The following is a 13,185-nucleotide window of genomic DNA, read 5'->3' on the forward strand; positions in this document are numbered from 1 at the left end:
GGTCAACCGGTCGCCTCACGTCGACAAGAAGAGCCGCGAGCAGTTCGAGATGCGCACGCACAAGCGTCTGCTCGACATCGTCGATCCGACCCCGCAGACGGTCGATGCTTTGATGAAGCTCGATCTGGCCGCCGGCGTCGACGTCGAGATCAAGCTCTAAGGGAATGAGAGCGCGGTAAGGGGCGGTGCCCCTGGCCCGGAACTCTAAAGGAATTGAACCGATGCGTTCAGGTGTGATTGCAAAGAAGGTGGGAATGACCCGCATCTATAACGATGCCGGGGAACATGTTCCCGTCACCGTTCTCCTGATGGAGAACTGCCAGGTCGTGGCCCAGCGCACGCAAGAGAAGAATGGCTACACCGCCGTTCAGCTCGGCGTTGGCCTTGCCAAGGTGAAGAACACGTCGAAGGCGATGCGCGGCCATTTCGCGACCGCTTCCGTCGAGCCGAAGGCGAAGGTCGCCGAGTTCCGCGTCTCCGCCGACAACATGATCGATGTCGGCGCCGAGATCACCGTCGAGCACTTCGTCGCCGGCCAGAAGGTCGATGTGACGGGCACGACGATCGGCAAGGGCTTTCAGGGCGTCATCAAGCGCCACCACATGGGCGGTGGCCGTGCAACGCACGGTAACTCGGTTTCGCACCGTACGCACGGTTCGACCGGCCAGCGCCAGGACCCGGGCAAGGTGTTCAAGGGCAAGCATATGGCTGGCCACATGGGCGACACCCGCGTCACCACGCAGAATGTCGAGATCGTATCGACCGACGCCGACCGCGGCCTGATCCTGATCCGCGGTGCGGTTCCCGGATCGAAGGGCGCCTGGATCCTGGTTCGCGATGCGGCCAAGGTGGCACTGCCGGCCAATGCGCCGAAGCCTGCCGCGATCCGCGCCGTTGCTGCCGAAAGTGGCGCCAAGAACGAGGCTCCGGCCACAGAGGGAGCGGAATAATGGATCTCAAGATCACAACGCTGGGCGGCAAGGACGCCGGCAAGGTGGAACTCTCCGACGAGATTTTCGGCCTTGATCCGCGCGAAGACATCCTGCAGCGCGTCGTGCGCTGGCAGCTTGCCAAGAAGCAGCAGGGCACGCACAAGACCAAGGGTCGCGCCGAGATCGCGCGCACCGGCGCCAAGATGTACAAGCAGAAGGGTACGGGCCGCGCCCGTCACCATTCGGCACGCGCTCCGCAGTTCCGCGGCGGCGGCAAGGCCCACGGCCCGGTCGTTCGCAGCCACGAGCACGAACTGCCGAAGAAGGTTCGCGCTCTCGGCCTCAAGCATGCTCTCTCGGCCAAGGCCAAGAGCGCGTCGATCATCATCATCGACGAGCTGAAGCTGACCGAGGCCAAGACGAAGGCGCTGATCGCGAATTTCGCGACGCTGGGCCTGACCAATGCTTTGCTGATCGGCGGCGCCGAGCTTGACAAGAACTTCAAGCTGGCGGCGACGAACATCCCCAACATCGACGTGCTGCCCATCCAGGGCATCAACGTCTACGACATTCTGCGCCGCGGCACGCTGGTCCTTTCGAAGGCCGCCGTCGAGGCTCTCGAGGAGCGTTTTAAATGACCGACCTTCGTCATTACGACGTGATCGTCTCGCCGGCGATCACCGAAAAGTCGACCATGGCCTCCGAGCAGAACAAGGTCGTCTTCAACGTCGCCAAGAAGGCGTCGAAGCCGGAAATCAAGGCCGCCGTCGAAGCGCTGTTCGGCGTCAAGGTGATGGCCGTGAACACGCTTGTCCGCAAGGGCAAGATCAAGCGCTTCCGTGGCACGGTTGGCCGCCAGAGCGACGTCAAGAAGGCGGTTGTGACGCTGGCCGATGGCCAGTCGATCGACGTCGCGACGGGTCTCTGAGCAAGGCCGCGAGGACAGAACAATGGCACTGAAAAAATTCAACCCGGTAACGCCCAGCACCCGTCAGCTGGTCATCGTCGACCGCTCGGGCCTCTACAAGGGCAAGCCCGTCAAGGGTCTGACCGAAGGCCTGACCAAGTCGGGCGGCCGCAACAATCACGGTCGCATCACCGCCCGCTTCATCGGCGGTGGTCACAAGCGTTCGTACCGCATCATCGACTTCAAGCGCCGCAAGTTCGACGTCGTCGGCACGGTCGAGCGCATTGAGTACGATCCGAACCGCACCGCCTTCATCGCGCTGATCAAGTATGAGGATGGCGAGCTGTCCTACATCATCGCTCCGCAGCGTCTGGCTCCCGGCGACAAGATCGTGTCCGGTGAATCGGTCGACGTGAAGCCGGGCAATGCGATGCCGCTGGCTTCGATGCCGGTCGGCACCATCGTCCACAACATCGAGCTGAAGCCGGGCAAGGGCGCTCAGGTCGCCCGTTCGGCAGGTGGTTACGGTCAGCTGGTCGGTCGTGACCAGGGCATGGCGATCCTGCGCCTCAATTCGGGCGAGCAGCGTGTCGTTCACGGCTCCTGCATGGCCACTGTTGGCGCCGTGTCCAATCCGGACCACGGCAACATCAATGACGGCAAGGCCGGTCGCACGGTCTGGCGTGGCAAGCGCCCGCACAATCGCGGCGTGACCATGAACCCGGTCGACCATCCGCACGGCGGCGGCGAAGGCCGCACATCGGGTGGCCGCCATCCGGTTTCGCCCTGGGGCAAGCCGACCAAGGGCAAGAAGACGCGGTCCAACAAGGCGACCGACAAGTTCATCCTGCGCTCGCGCCATCAGCGCAAGAGCTAAGAAGAGGTAACGCCAAGTGACTCGTTCGATTTGGAAAGGCCCCTTCATTGACGGCTACCTTCTCAAGAAGGTGGACAAGGTTCGTGAAGGTGGTCGCAATGAGGTGATCAAGATGTGGAGCCGTCGCTCCACCATCCTGCCGCAGTTCGTCGGCTTCACCTTCGGTGTCTACAACGGCCAGAAGCATGTTCCCGTCTCGGTGAACGAGGACATGGTCGGTCACAAGTTCGGTGAATTCGCTCCGACCCGGACCTATTACGGTCACGGCGCGGATAAGAAGGCGAAGAGGAAATAATCATGGGCAAGGCCAAAGCTCCGCGCAGGCTTGCTGATAACGAAGCGCGCGCCGTATTGCGCACGATCCGTATCAGCCCGCAGAAGCTGAACCTGGTTGCCGCGCTGATCCGCGGCAAGAAGGTCGCGACAGCGCTTTCCGATCTCGAATTCTCGGCCAAGCGGATTTCCGGCACGGTCAAGAAGACGCTGGAATCGGCAATCGCCAACGCGGAAAACAACCACGACCTGGATGTCGATGCGCTGATCGTGGCGGAAGCCTATGTCGGCAAGTCGATCGTCATGAAGCGGTTCCATGCCCGTGGCCGCGGTCGCGCCAGCCGTATCGAGAAGCCGTTCTCGCACCTCACGATCGTCGTTCGTGAAGTCGAAGAAAAAGGGGAGGCCGCATAATGGGCCAGAAAGTCAATCCGATCGGTCTTCGCCTCGGCATCAACCGCACCTGGGATTCGCGCTGGTTCGCGAACACCGGCGAGTACGGCAAGCTGCTGCATGAGGACATCAAGATCCGCAAGTATCTCGAGAAGGAGCTCAAGCAGGCTGCCATCTCGAAGGTCGTGATCGAGCGTCCGCACAAGAAGTGCCGCGTCACCATCCATGCCGCGCGCCCGGGTCTGATCATCGGCAAGAAGGGCGCCGACATCGAGAAGCTTCGCAAGAAGCTGATGGAGATGACGAAGTCCGAGACGCACCTCAACATCGTTGAAGTGCGCAAGCCGGAGATCGACGCGACCCTGGTCGCCCAGTCGATCGCCCAGCAGCTCGAGCGTCGTATCGCGTTCCGCCGCGCCATGAAGCGTGCCGTTCAGTCGGCGATGCGCCTCGGTGCCGAAGGCATCCGCATCAACTGCGCCGGCCGCCTCGGCGGCGCTGAGATCGCGCGTATGGAATGGTATCGCGAAGGTCGCGTGCCGCTGCATACGCTGCGTGCGGACGTCGACTACGGTACGGCCGAAGCGCACACGGCTTATGGCATCTGCGGCGTCAAGGTCTGGGTGTTCAAGGGCGAGATCCTTGAGCATGACCCGATGGCTTCGGAGCGTCGGGCCAGCGAAAGCGATGCAGCGCATGGCGGTGGTGGTGATCGCGAACGCGGTCGTCGTCGCGAAAACGCCTGAGACATTTAGGAATTTGGAGTTAGAACGATGCTGCAGCCAAAGCGCACAAAGTTCCGCAAGCAGTTCAAGGGCCGTATCCATGGTACCGCAAAGGGCGGCACCAACCTGGATTTCGGTGGTTTCGGGCTGAAGGCGCTTGAGCCGAACCGCGTCACCGCACGTGAGATCGAGGCGGCCCGCCGCGCGATCACCCGTGAAATGAAGCGCGCTGGTCGCGTCTGGATCCGTATTTTCCCGGACGTGCCGGTCACTTCGAAGCCGACCGAAGTCCGCATGGGTAAGGGCAAGGGCGCGGTCGATTATTGGGCGGCGCGCGTCAAGCCAGGCCGCATCATGTTCGAGATCGACGGCGTCAATGAAGAAACCGCCCGTGAGGCACTGCGTCTCGGCGCGGCCAAGCTCTCGGTCAAGACGCGCTTCGTGCAGCGCATCGCAGAATAAGGACGGGCTGATCATGAAAGCCGAAGACATCCGGACCAAGACCCAGGACCAGCTGACCGACGACCTGGCCAGCCTGAAGAAGGAGCAGTTCAACCTGCGCTTCCAGAAGGCCACCGGCCAGCTCGAGAAGACCGCGCGCGTGAGACAGGTTCGTAAGGACATTGCGCGTATCAAGACCATCGCTGCGGAAAAGTCCGCGGCTAAGAAGGCTTAAGGACGAAAACCATGCCAAAGCGCATTCTGCAGGGCACCGTCGTCAGCGACAAGAACGAGAAGACGGTTGTCGTCAAGGTCGAACGGCGCTTCACGCATCCCGTGATGAAGAAGACCGTGCGCATGACCAAGAAGTACAAGGCGCACGACGAGAACAACGCCCACAAGGTTGGCGATCAGGTGTTCATCCAGGAATCGAAGCCGATTTCCAAGGACAAGCGCTGGATCGTCGTGTCTTCGGACCAAGCCTGACCTCGGGCGTAAACAACGAATTTTGGACAGACCGGGGAGGGGCTTTGAGCCCATCCCGTTAGAAGAGAAGAAGGCGGCCAGTCATGATTCAGATGCAAACAAACCTCGACGTCGCGGATAATTCCGGCGCCCGTCGTGTCATGTGCATCAAGGTGCTGGGCGGCTCGAAGCGGAAATACGCTTCCGTGGGCGACATCATCGTGGTGTCGATCAAGGAAGCCATTCCGCGCGGCCGCGTGAAGAAGGGCGATGTGATGAAGGCGGTCGTGGTTCGCACGGCCAAGGACATTCGCCGCCCGGATGGCAGCGTGATCCGTTTCGACAAGAACGCGGCCGTTCTCGTCGACAACAAGAAAGAGCCGATCGGCACGCGTATCTTCGGACCGGTTCCGCGCGAACTCCGCGCCAAGAACCACATGAAGATCATCTCGCTCGCGCCTGAAGTGCTGTAAGGAGCCGGACCAATGCAAAAAATTAGAAAAGGCGACAAGGTCGTCGTGCTGGCCGGCAAGGACAAGGGCCGTTCGGGCGAAGTCCTCTCGGTACAGCCGAAGGAAGACACCGCGCTGGTGCGCGGCGTCAACATGATCCGCCGTCACCAGAAGCAGTCCCAGTCCCAAGAGGGCGGGATCATCACCAAGGAAGCGCCGATCCAGCTGTCGAACATCGCGCTGGCCGACCCCAAGGATGGCAAGCCGACCCGCGTCGGCTTCATCTTCCAGAAGGACGGCAAGAAGGTGCGCGTCGCCAAGCGCTCGGGAGAAGTCATCAATGGCTAAGGCTCAAACCACGAAGCCCACGGCTGAAAGCAAACAGTCCAAGGCTCAGAACACGCCGCGCCTCAAGCAGGTCTACAACGAGACCATCCGCAAGGCGCTGCAGGAACAGTTCGGCTACGACAACGAGATGCAGGTTCCGCGCATCGACAAGATCGTGCTGAACATGGGCGTCGGCGAAGCGACCGCCGATTCGAAGAAGCCTTCGATCGCGGCCGAAGACCTGGCGATGATTGCCGGCCAGAAGGCCGTCGTCACCCGCGCCCGCAACTCGATCGCCGGCTTCAAGGTCCGCGAGAAGATGCCAATCGGCGCCAAGGTCACGTTGCGCAAGGAACGGATGTATGAGTTCCTCGACCGCCTCGTGAACATCGCACTGCCGCGCGTCCGCGACTTTCGCGGACTGAATCCGAAGAGCTTCGATGGCCGTGGCAACTACGCCATGGGCATCAAGGAACACATCGTGTTCCCGGAGATCAACTACGACAAGGTTGATCAGATCTGGGGCATGGACGTCATCGTTTGTACGACTGCGAAGACGGACGACGAAGCCAGGGCATTGCTCAAGGCCTTCAACTTCCCCTTCCGCCAGTAACGGCAGCGAGAAAAGGAAAAATCTGAAATGGCAAAGACCAGCTCAGTCGAGAAGAACAACAGGCGCCGCAAGCTTGCCGACCAGTACGGTCCCAAGCGGGCTGCGCTCAAGGCGATCATCATGGATCAGTCCAAGCCGATGGAAGAGCGTTTCCGCGCTCAGCTCAAGCTTGCTGCCATGCCGCGCAACTCGGCCAAGATCCGCATCCGCAACCGCTGCGAAGTCACCGGCCGTCCGCGCGCCTACTATCGCAAGCTCAAAGTATCGCGCATCGCGCTTCGTGATCTCGGCAATAACGGCCAGATCCCGGGCCTGGTCAAGTCGAGCTGGTAAGGAGGACATAACATGTCATTGAGCGATCCTCTCGGCGATATGCTGACCCGCATCCGCAACGCGTATGGCCGCAAGAAGTCGAGCGTTTCGACGCCGGCTTCGCGTCTGCGCACCCGCGTCCTCGACGTGCTGAAGGCTGAAGGCTATATCCGCGATTACAGCCAGACCGACTTCGACAACGGCAAGTCCGAAATCGAGATCGAGCTGAAGTATTTCGACGGCGCGCCGGTCGTGCGCGAAATCGCCCGCGTTTCGAAGCCAGGCCGCCGCGTCTATGTTTCGGCCAAGTCGATTCCGCAGGTCGCAAACGGCCTCGGCATCGCCATCCTTTCGACACCGAAGGGCGTGATGGCCGACCATGAAGCACGTGAACAGAACGTCGGCGGTGAGATCCTCTGCCAGATCTTCTGATCTGGCAGTTGACCGCAAAGTGGAATCCGGTCTTCGGATCGTTCCCGAAGACAGAGACCTGAAACAAGAGAAGTGACGAGGACAACAAAATGTCTCGTATTGGAAAGAAACCCGTTTCGCTGCCGCAGGGCGTGACCGCGACCGTCAACGGCCAGACCGTGACGGCGAAGGGCCCCAAGGGTGAGCTGAAGTTCGTGGTGAACGACGAAGTGCTGGTCAAGATGGAAGGCAGCGAGATCGCTGTCCAGCCGCGCGACCAGACCAAGACCGCCCGCTCCAAGTGGGGCATGTCGCGCACGCAGATCGTCAACATCCTGCAGGGTGTCAAGGACGGTTTCGAGAAGAAGCTCGAGATCACCGGCGTCGGCTATCGCGCGGCACTTCAGGGCAAGAACCTGCAGCTGGCGCTTGGCTTCAGCCATGACGTCGTCTATGAGACGCCGCAGGGCATCACCATCACCGTGCCGAAGCCGACTGAAATCACTGTGGCCGGCATCGACAAGCAGCAGGTCGGCCAGGTTGCGGCCGAGATCCGCGAGTATCGTGGTCCCGAGCCTTACAAGGGCAAGGGCGTCCGCTACGCCGGCGAGAAGATCGTCCGCAAGGAAGGCAAGAAGAAGTAGTAGGCCTGGCCTCGAGAAGTTGAAGACTTTTCGGAAAGGGCCAAGCCAAGAGTGTAACGCCGCGGGGAGCGGTCGCGGGAGGCGCTTTCGCCTACCGCATATGGCGGCCCCCGTTTTTTGAAGGCAAGGAAGACCATCATGGGTACCAAGGAATCCACGCAGCGCCGCGCGCAGCGCGTCCGTCGTCAGATCAAGAAGGTCGCCGGCGAGCGTCCGCGTCTGTCGGTTCACCGCACGTCGAAGAACATCTATGTGCAGGTCATCGACGACGCCAAGGGCCACACCATCGCCGCCGCTTCGACGCTCGAGAAGGACTTCAAGGGTTCGCTCAAGACCGGCGCCGACACCGCTGCCGCCACCGCGATCGGCAAGCTGATCGCCGAGCGCGCCACCAAGGCCGGCGTCAAGGAAGTCGTCTTCGACCGCGGCGCTTACATCTATCACGGCCGCGTCAAGGCGCTCGCCGAGGCTGCCCGCGAAGGTGGCTTGAGCTTCTAAGCATGATCCCGAAAAGTTGCAGACTTTTCGGATAAAGATTATGCGAAGGAAATGATTTCGCCCCCGGTGACCGTTTCCCGATTTAATCGGGGCGAGGCACCGGATCTTATCAGCAACCGTGCTTCCGGAAAAAAACAAGGAACAGGATATGGCACAGGAACGTAGGGATGGCGGCCGCGGCCGCGATCGTGAAGAACGCGATGACGGCATGGTGGACAAGCTCGTCCACATCAACCGCGTCGCCAAGGTCGTCAAGGGCGGCCGTCGCTTCGGTTTTGCAGCACTCGTCGTCGTCGGCGACCAGAAGGGCCGCGTCGGCTTTGGTCACGGCAAGGCGCGCGAAGTGCCGGAAGCTATCCGCAAGGCAACTGAATCGGCCAAGCGCGACATGATTTTCGTGCCGCTGCGCTCGGGCCGTACGCTGCATCACGACGTCGAAGGACGCTGGGGTGCTGGACGCGTGCTGCTGCGCGCCGCCAAGCAAGGTACCGGCATCATCGCCGGTGGCCCGATGCGCGCTGTCTTCGAGACGCTCGGCATGCATGACGTGGTCGCCAAGTCGATGGGTTCGTCGAACCCCTACAACATGGTTCGCGCCACCTTCGACGCGCTGAAGAGCCAGATGCATCCCAAGGATGTGGCTGCTGCTCGCGGCATCAAGTATTCGACCCTTCAGGCCCGCCGCGGCACCGCCGTTGCGGCTGAAGAATAGTCGATCTGACCAGGGATTTTGACCATGGCCAAGAAAGCAACCAAGACCATCACCGTTGAGCAGATCGGTTCGCCGATCCGCCGTCCGAAGGAACAGCGCGCGACGCTGGTCGGCCTCGGCCTCAACAAGATGCACAAGCAGCGCACGCTGGAAGATACGCCCTCCGTGCGCGGCATGATCGCTGCCGTCCAGCATCTCGTCCGCGTCGTGGACGAGGGCTGAGCCAGAGCGCAGGAGAAGTCAGATGAAACTCAACGATCTGCGTGACAAGGACGGCGCGACGCACTCCAAGAAGCGTCTCGGCCGTGGTATCGGCTCCGGCTCCGGCAAGACCGGCGGTCGCGGCGTCAAGGGCCAGAAGGCGCGCTCCGGCGTCGCCATCAACGGCTTCGAGGGTGGCCAGATGCCGCTCTACCGGCGCCTGCCGAAGCGTGGCTTCAACAACATCTTCGCCAAGAGCTTCACCGTCGTGTCGCTGGCCCGCATCCAGGTGGCCATCGACGCCAAGAAGCTCGACGCCAAGGCAACCGTGACGGCTGAATCGCTGGTTGCCGCCGGCGTCATCCGCCGCGTCAAGGACGGCGTGCGCATCCTCTCGGATGGCGAGATCAAGGCGAAGCTCGCCTTTGACGTCGCCGGCGCCTCCAAGGCCGCGATCGAGAAGATCGAAAAGGCCGGCGGTTCGGTCAAGCTGCCGCAGGAAAAAGCAGCTGCCGAGTAACGGCAATTTGAAGCGCGATCGGCAGGAGTGGGATCCGTTTTTGCTCACGATTTCGCTTTGATCTGCTCAACGAGGCGGCCGCGTCAACGCGGCCGCTTGCATGTTTAGAGCCCGGAGCTTATCTCGTGAGCTTCGGTGAAACGCGCCGCCTGACCTCAGGGCCATCAAGCGTTACCAAGCGGAGAATCAGGCATGGCTTCGGCTGCTGAACAATTAGCCTCGAATCTGAATTTCTCGGCCTTCGCCAAGGCGGAGGATTTGAAGAAGCGCATCTGGTTCACGATCGGCGCGCTGCTGGTTTATCGCCTCGGCACCTACATCCCGCTTCCCGGTATCAATCCCGACGCCTTCGCCCAGGCCTTCTCTTCGCAGAGCAAGGGCGTGCTCGGCATGTTCAACATGTTCGCCGGCGGCGCCGTGCAGCGCATGGCGATCTTTGCGCTCGGCATCATGCCTTACATCTCCGCCTCCATCATCATGCAGCTGATGACCTCGGTCATCCCGTCATTGGAAGCGCTGAAGAAGGAAGGCGAACAGGGCCGCAAGGTCATTAACCAGTACACGCGCTACGGCACCGTGCTGCTTGCGCTGGTTCAGGCCTATGGCATTTCGGTCGGTCTGGAAGGCGGCAACGGCATCGTCAGTGACCCCGGCATGTTCTTCCGCATCTCGACCGTCGTCACGCTGGTCGGCGGCACCATGTTCCTGATGTGGCTGGGCGAGCAGATCACCGCCCGCGGCATCGGCAACGGTATTTCGCTGATCATCTTCTCCGGCATCGTCGCCGGCCTGCCGCACGCCATCTCCGGCACGCTGGAGCTTGGCCGCACCGGCGCGCTGTCGACCGGCCTGATCCTGGCGATCATCGTGCTGGCTATCGTCGTCATTGCGCTCATCGTGTTCTTCGAGCGCGCCCAGCGCCGCTTGCTGATCCAGTATCCAAAGCGCCAGGTCGGCAACCGGATGTTCCAGGGCGATACCTCGCACCTGCCGCTGAAGCTCAACACGTCGGGCGTCATTCCGCCGATCTTTGCCTCGTCGCTGCTTTTGCTGCCGGCCACCGTCGCCGGCTTCTCGCAGACGACGAACCTGCCGGCGTGGGCAAGCACCGTGCTCGCCTCGCTCGGCCACGGCCAGCCGCTCTACATGCTGTTTTATGCGGCGATGATCGTGTTCTTCGCCTTCTTCTACACCGCGATTGTCTTCAACCCGAAGGACACCGCCGACCAGCTCAAGAAGCATTCGGGCTTCATCCCGGGCTATCGTCCGGGCGAGCGCACCGCCGATTATATCGATTACGTTCTCACCCGCATCACCGTCGTCGGCGCCATCTATCTGGTGCTGGTGTGCCTGCTGCCGGAGTTCCTGATCTCGGCGACTGGCGTACCGTTCTACCTTGGTGGCACATCGCTTCTGATCGTGGTCAGTGTCACGCTCGATACGGTTGCGCAGATTCAGGGTCACCTGATCGCGCACCAGTATGAAGGCCTGATCAAGAAGTCGAAGCTGCGCGGGGGGAAGAAAGCCAGATGAGGTTGATATTGCTTGGGCCGCCAGGAGCGGGCAAGGGGACGCAAGCACAAAGACTGGTAGAAAAACACGGCATACCCCAGCTCTCGACGGGCGACATGCTGCGTGCTGCCGTCCAGGCAGGCACCGAGGTTGGCAAGCGCGCCAAGGCGGTGATGGATGCCGGTGAACTGGTGTCCGACGCGATCGTCAACGCGATCGTCGCTGAGCGTATCGATCAGCCCGACTGCGCCAAGGGGTTCATCCTCGACGGCTATCCGCGGACCCTGGTGCAGGCGGATGCGGTCGAGCAGATGCTGTCGGATCGCTCGCAGGGGCTCGACGCCGTCATTGAACTCGTGGTCGACGACAAGGCCCTGGTTGGCCGGATCGTCAAACGCGCCGACGAGGCGCAGGCCGCCGGCCTTCCCGTTCGCAAGGACGACAATCCGACCGTGTTCGAAGAGCGCCTGAGGGAATACTACAAGAAGACGTCGCCGCTGATTGGCTACTACTATGCCAAGGGCAAGCTCCGCAGTGTCGATGGCATGGCCGATATCGACGCCGTGACGGAACAGATCGAAGCGGTGCTCAAGGACGCGGTGCGGGGAAATTAACGATTGCACTTGACGGAGGCGGTTCGCTGCGGTATGGCGGCCCGTCTTCCTATCAGGCATGAGCTTTGCTTGTCCGCAAGGGCAAGGCAGCCGCATTGAACTGGAAACTCCCGCATGGGCCGGCCTCCACCGGACGCGGGGCAACTTAAGATAGCGCCGAGCCTACCTTGTTTTTGAGGATTGGCCGGCCCACATGGAGAAGGGAAGAACATGGCTCGTATAGCCGGCGTCAACATTCCGACCAACAAGCGCGTTGTCATTGCGCTTCAGTACATTCACGGCATTGGCAAGCGGTTCGCCCAGGAGATCGTCGACAAGGTCGGCATCCCGGCCGAGCGCCGCGTCAACCAGCTGACCGACGCGGAAGTGCTGCAGATCCGCGAGACCATCGACCGCGATTACCAGGTTGAAGGCGACCTGCGCCGCGAAGTCTCGATGAACATCAAGCGGCTCATGGACCTCGGCTGCTACCGCGGCCTGCGTCACCGCCGCTCGCTGCCGGTCCGCGGCCAGCGCACGCATACCAATGCGCGCACCCGCAAGGGCCCGGCCAAGTCGATCGCCGGCAAGAAGAAGTAATTTTTTTAGGGGAATAAGGGAGTAGGGGAGTAAGGCAGTAGGGAATGCCCGCCAGTCGGGTCGCGTTTTTCCCTACTCCCTTGCTGCCCTATTCCCCTACTCCCTTACGAAGGTGGAGCCGCTGGCATTACGGCGGTGTAGAGATCAACTGAAAGGACTATCATGGCCAAGGAAGCCGCTCGTGTTCGCCGTCGCGAACGCAAGAATATCTCGTCGGGCGTTGCCCACGTCAATTCGACCTTCAACAACACGATGATCACCATCACCGATGCGCAGGGCAATTCGATTGCCTGGTCGTCTGCCGGTGCTCAGGGCTTCAAGGGTTCGCGCAAGTCGACCCCGTTCGCTGCCCAGATGGCTGCCGAGGATGTTGCCAAGAAGGCCCAGGAACACGGCATGCGCATGCTCGAAGTCGAGGTCTGCGGACCCGGCTCCGGTCGTGAATCGGCACTGCGCGCCCTGCAGGCGGCCGGCTTCACCATCACCTCGATCCGTGATGTGACGCCGATCCCGCACAATGGCTGCCGCCCGCGCAAGAAGCGTCGCGTCTAAGCATTTACCGAACGCCGCGCGAGCGCCCTTGGGCGCTCCTCCGCGGCATTCCAGGTCGCCCGCCACGATTGGATGGTGGCGGGTCAACGGAAGGAAAGCATCATGATCCAGAAAAATTGGCAGGAACTGATCAAGCCGAACAAGATCGAGTTCTCGTCGAAGAAGAAGACGCTGACCACGCTGGTCGCCGAGCCTCTCGAGCGTGGCTTTTGCCTGACGCTGGGC

25 protein-coding genes and 1 pseudogene are annotated in these 13,185 nt (G+C 61.5%); all 26 read left to right on the forward strand.

What is annotated here, in order from left to right:
* The coding region (rpsJ, locus tag ENZ75_RS05675; RefSeq protein ID WP_128277955.1) for a 30S ribosomal protein S10 at positions 1–160 on the forward strand (160 nt) is incomplete at its 5' end.
* Positions 161–221: 61 nt separating this feature from the next.
* Positions 222–950 (forward strand): 50S ribosomal protein L3, encoded by a 729-nt coding sequence (gene rplC / locus ENZ75_RS05680; RefSeq protein WP_013531422.1) that lies wholly within the window; start codon positions 222–224, stop codon positions 948–950.
* Positions 950–1,570 (forward strand): 50S ribosomal protein L4, encoded by a 621-nt coding sequence (gene rplD / locus ENZ75_RS05685; RefSeq protein WP_013531423.1) that lies wholly within the window; start codon positions 950–952, stop codon positions 1,568–1,570. Before rplC ends, rplD begins: the two co-directional genes overlap by 1 nt.
* Positions 1,567–1,860: a 50S ribosomal protein L23 gene (locus tag ENZ75_RS05690; RefSeq protein ID WP_013531424.1), complete on the forward strand. Its 294-nt coding sequence runs from the start codon at positions 1,567–1,569 to the stop codon at positions 1,858–1,860. The genes rplD and ENZ75_RS05690 overlap by 4 nt, the downstream gene beginning before the upstream one ends.
* A 22-nt stretch (positions 1,861–1,882) precedes the next feature.
* Complete coding sequence (gene rplB / locus ENZ75_RS05695) at positions 1,883–2,716, forward strand: 50S ribosomal protein L2 (RefSeq protein ID WP_013531425.1); 834 nt, start codon at positions 1,883–1,885, stop codon at positions 2,714–2,716.
* Positions 2,717–2,732: 16 nt separating this feature from the next.
* Complete coding sequence (gene rpsS / locus ENZ75_RS05700) at positions 2,733–3,011, forward strand: 30S ribosomal protein S19 (protein ID WP_006205463.1); 279 nt, start codon at positions 2,733–2,735, stop codon at positions 3,009–3,011.
* A 2-nt stretch (positions 3,012–3,013) separates the two neighbouring features.
* Entirely contained in the window at positions 3,014–3,403 is a 390-nt protein-coding gene (rplV, locus tag ENZ75_RS05705) for a 50S ribosomal protein L22 (RefSeq protein WP_006205462.1), read from the forward strand.
* Entirely contained in the window at positions 3,403–4,128 is a 726-nt protein-coding gene (rpsC, locus tag ENZ75_RS05710) for a 30S ribosomal protein S3 (RefSeq protein WP_013531426.1), read from the forward strand. Before rplV ends, rpsC begins: the two co-directional genes overlap by 1 nt.
* 27 nt (positions 4,129–4,155) lie before the next feature.
* Complete coding sequence (gene rplP / locus ENZ75_RS05715; RefSeq protein ID WP_013531427.1) at positions 4,156–4,569, forward strand: 50S ribosomal protein L16; 414 nt, start codon at positions 4,156–4,158, stop codon at positions 4,567–4,569.
* Between the two features lie 13 nt (positions 4,570–4,582).
* The gene (gene rpmC, locus ENZ75_RS05720; protein ID WP_006205459.1) at positions 4,583–4,783 is read left to right on the forward strand and encodes a 50S ribosomal protein L29; all 201 of its coding nucleotides are present in this window, start codon (positions 4,583–4,585) and stop codon (positions 4,781–4,783) included.
* An 11-nt stretch (positions 4,784–4,794) separates the two neighbouring features.
* On the forward strand, positions 4,795–5,034 hold the full coding sequence (rpsQ, locus tag ENZ75_RS05725; RefSeq protein WP_010909280.1) for a 30S ribosomal protein S17: 240 nt from the start codon (positions 4,795–4,797) through the stop codon (positions 5,032–5,034).
* Positions 5,035–5,117: 83 nt separating this feature from the next.
* Positions 5,118–5,486, forward strand: a complete 369-nt coding sequence (gene rplN / locus ENZ75_RS05730; RefSeq protein ID WP_006205457.1) for a 50S ribosomal protein L14 — start codon at positions 5,118–5,120, stop codon at positions 5,484–5,486.
* Between the two features lie 12 nt (positions 5,487–5,498).
* Positions 5,499–5,813: a 50S ribosomal protein L24 gene (gene rplX / locus ENZ75_RS05735; RefSeq protein WP_013531428.1), complete on the forward strand. Its 315-nt coding sequence runs from the start codon at positions 5,499–5,501 to the stop codon at positions 5,811–5,813.
* The gene (gene rplE / locus ENZ75_RS05740; RefSeq protein WP_063168070.1) at positions 5,806–6,405 is read left to right on the forward strand and encodes a 50S ribosomal protein L5; all 600 of its coding nucleotides are present in this window, start codon (positions 5,806–5,808) and stop codon (positions 6,403–6,405) included. Before rplX ends, rplE begins: the two co-directional genes overlap by 8 nt.
* A 27-nt stretch (positions 6,406–6,432) precedes the next feature.
* A complete protein-coding gene (gene rpsN, locus ENZ75_RS05745; protein ID WP_013895695.1) occupies positions 6,433–6,738 on the forward strand; it encodes a 30S ribosomal protein S14 in 306 nt (101 codons plus the stop codon).
* 12 nt (positions 6,739–6,750) lie between these two features.
* The gene (gene rpsH / locus ENZ75_RS05750) at positions 6,751–7,149 is read left to right on the forward strand and encodes a 30S ribosomal protein S8 (RefSeq protein ID WP_013531431.1); all 399 of its coding nucleotides are present in this window, start codon (positions 6,751–6,753) and stop codon (positions 7,147–7,149) included.
* An 89-nt stretch (positions 7,150–7,238) separates the two neighbouring features.
* Positions 7,239–7,772 carry a 50S ribosomal protein L6 gene (rplF, locus tag ENZ75_RS05755; RefSeq protein ID WP_013531432.1) on the forward strand — a complete coding sequence of 178 codons (534 nt, stop codon included), beginning with the start codon at positions 7,239–7,241 and terminating at the stop codon, positions 7,770–7,772.
* Between the two features lie 138 nt (positions 7,773–7,910).
* Positions 7,911–8,270, forward strand: a complete 360-nt coding sequence (rplR, locus tag ENZ75_RS05760; RefSeq protein WP_013531433.1) for a 50S ribosomal protein L18 — start codon at positions 7,911–7,913, stop codon at positions 8,268–8,270.
* 148 nt (positions 8,271–8,418) lie between these two features.
* A complete protein-coding gene (gene rpsE, locus ENZ75_RS05765) occupies positions 8,419–8,982 on the forward strand; it encodes a 30S ribosomal protein S5 (RefSeq protein ID WP_006333394.1) in 564 nt (187 codons plus the stop codon).
* Between the two features lie 24 nt (positions 8,983–9,006).
* Positions 9,007–9,204, forward strand: a complete 198-nt coding sequence (gene rpmD, locus ENZ75_RS05770) for a 50S ribosomal protein L30 (RefSeq protein WP_006205449.1) — start codon at positions 9,007–9,009, stop codon at positions 9,202–9,204.
* A 22-nt stretch (positions 9,205–9,226) separates the two neighbouring features.
* Positions 9,227–9,703, forward strand: coding sequence for a 50S ribosomal protein L15 (gene rplO, locus ENZ75_RS05775; protein ID WP_013531434.1), 477 nt, complete (start codon positions 9,227–9,229; stop codon positions 9,701–9,703).
* Positions 9,704–9,895: 192 nt separating this feature from the next.
* Positions 9,896–11,236, forward strand: coding sequence for a preprotein translocase subunit SecY (gene secY, locus ENZ75_RS05780; RefSeq protein ID WP_013531435.1), 1,341 nt, complete (start codon positions 9,896–9,898; stop codon positions 11,234–11,236).
* Positions 11,233–11,829, forward strand: coding sequence for an adenylate kinase (locus ENZ75_RS05785; protein WP_013531436.1), 597 nt, complete (start codon positions 11,233–11,235; stop codon positions 11,827–11,829). The genes secY and ENZ75_RS05785 overlap by 4 nt, the downstream gene beginning before the upstream one ends.
* A 210-nt stretch (positions 11,830–12,039) precedes the next feature.
* Entirely contained in the window at positions 12,040–12,408 is a 369-nt protein-coding gene (gene rpsM / locus ENZ75_RS05790) for a 30S ribosomal protein S13 (protein WP_013531437.1), read from the forward strand.
* Positions 12,409–12,570: 162 nt separating this feature from the next.
* Positions 12,571–12,960 carry a 30S ribosomal protein S11 gene (rpsK, locus tag ENZ75_RS05795; RefSeq protein ID WP_006205444.1) on the forward strand — a complete coding sequence of 130 codons (390 nt, stop codon included), beginning with the start codon at positions 12,571–12,573 and terminating at the stop codon, positions 12,958–12,960.
* Between the two features lie 102 nt (positions 12,961–13,062).
* A pseudogene (locus ENZ75_RS05800) lies at positions 13,063–13,185 on the forward strand (DNA-directed RNA polymerase subunit alpha); the annotation flags it as partial.

Source organism: Mesorhizobium sp. M7A.F.Ca.CA.002.04.1.1 (assembly GCF_004022805.1).
In the GTDB taxonomy this organism is placed as follows: Bacteria; Pseudomonadota; Alphaproteobacteria; order Rhizobiales; family Rhizobiaceae; genus Mesorhizobium; species Mesorhizobium ciceri.

Excerpts from the sequence above, each read along its gene's own strand:
- rplC (WP_013531422.1), top strand. The coding sequence starts at position 222 with ATGCGTTCAGGTGTGATTGCAAAGAAGGTGGGAATGACCCGCATCTAT.
- rplD (WP_013531423.1), top strand. The coding sequence starts at position 950 with ATGGATCTCAAGATCACAACGCTGGGCGGCAAGGACGCCGGCAAGGTG.
- ENZ75_RS05690 (WP_013531424.1), top strand. The coding sequence starts at position 1,567 with ATGACCGACCTTCGTCATTACGACGTGATCGTCTCGCCGGCGATCACC.
- rplB (WP_013531425.1), top strand. The coding sequence starts at position 1,883 with ATGGCACTGAAAAAATTCAACCCGGTAACGCCCAGCACCCGTCAGCTG.
- rplV (WP_006205462.1), top strand. The coding sequence starts at position 3,014 with ATGGGCAAGGCCAAAGCTCCGCGCAGGCTTGCTGATAACGAAGCGCGC.
- rpsC (WP_013531426.1), top strand. The coding sequence starts at position 3,403 with ATGGGCCAGAAAGTCAATCCGATCGGTCTTCGCCTCGGCATCAACCGC.
- rplP (WP_013531427.1), top strand. The coding sequence starts at position 4,156 with ATGCTGCAGCCAAAGCGCACAAAGTTCCGCAAGCAGTTCAAGGGCCGT.
- rpmC (WP_006205459.1), top strand. The coding sequence starts at position 4,583 with ATGAAAGCCGAAGACATCCGGACCAAGACCCAGGACCAGCTGACCGAC.
- rpsQ (WP_010909280.1), top strand. The coding sequence starts at position 4,795 with ATGCCAAAGCGCATTCTGCAGGGCACCGTCGTCAGCGACAAGAACGAG.
- rplN (WP_006205457.1), top strand. The coding sequence starts at position 5,118 with ATGATTCAGATGCAAACAAACCTCGACGTCGCGGATAATTCCGGCGCC.
- rplX (WP_013531428.1), top strand. The coding sequence starts at position 5,499 with ATGCAAAAAATTAGAAAAGGCGACAAGGTCGTCGTGCTGGCCGGCAAG.
- rplE (WP_063168070.1), top strand. The coding sequence starts at position 5,806 with ATGGCTAAGGCTCAAACCACGAAGCCCACGGCTGAAAGCAAACAGTCC.
- rpsN (WP_013895695.1), top strand. The coding sequence starts at position 6,433 with ATGGCAAAGACCAGCTCAGTCGAGAAGAACAACAGGCGCCGCAAGCTT.
- rpsH (WP_013531431.1), top strand. The coding sequence starts at position 6,751 with ATGTCATTGAGCGATCCTCTCGGCGATATGCTGACCCGCATCCGCAAC.
- rplF (WP_013531432.1), top strand. The coding sequence starts at position 7,239 with ATGTCTCGTATTGGAAAGAAACCCGTTTCGCTGCCGCAGGGCGTGACC.
- rplR (WP_013531433.1), top strand. The coding sequence starts at position 7,911 with ATGGGTACCAAGGAATCCACGCAGCGCCGCGCGCAGCGCGTCCGTCGT.
- rpsE (WP_006333394.1), top strand. The coding sequence starts at position 8,419 with ATGGCACAGGAACGTAGGGATGGCGGCCGCGGCCGCGATCGTGAAGAA.
- rpmD (WP_006205449.1), top strand. The coding sequence starts at position 9,007 with ATGGCCAAGAAAGCAACCAAGACCATCACCGTTGAGCAGATCGGTTCG.
- rplO (WP_013531434.1), top strand. The coding sequence starts at position 9,227 with ATGAAACTCAACGATCTGCGTGACAAGGACGGCGCGACGCACTCCAAG.
- secY (WP_013531435.1), top strand. The coding sequence starts at position 9,896 with ATGGCTTCGGCTGCTGAACAATTAGCCTCGAATCTGAATTTCTCGGCC.
- ENZ75_RS05785 (WP_013531436.1), top strand. The coding sequence starts at position 11,233 with ATGAGGTTGATATTGCTTGGGCCGCCAGGAGCGGGCAAGGGGACGCAA.
- rpsM (WP_013531437.1), top strand. The coding sequence starts at position 12,040 with ATGGCTCGTATAGCCGGCGTCAACATTCCGACCAACAAGCGCGTTGTC.
- rpsK (WP_006205444.1), top strand. The coding sequence starts at position 12,571 with ATGGCCAAGGAAGCCGCTCGTGTTCGCCGTCGCGAACGCAAGAATATC.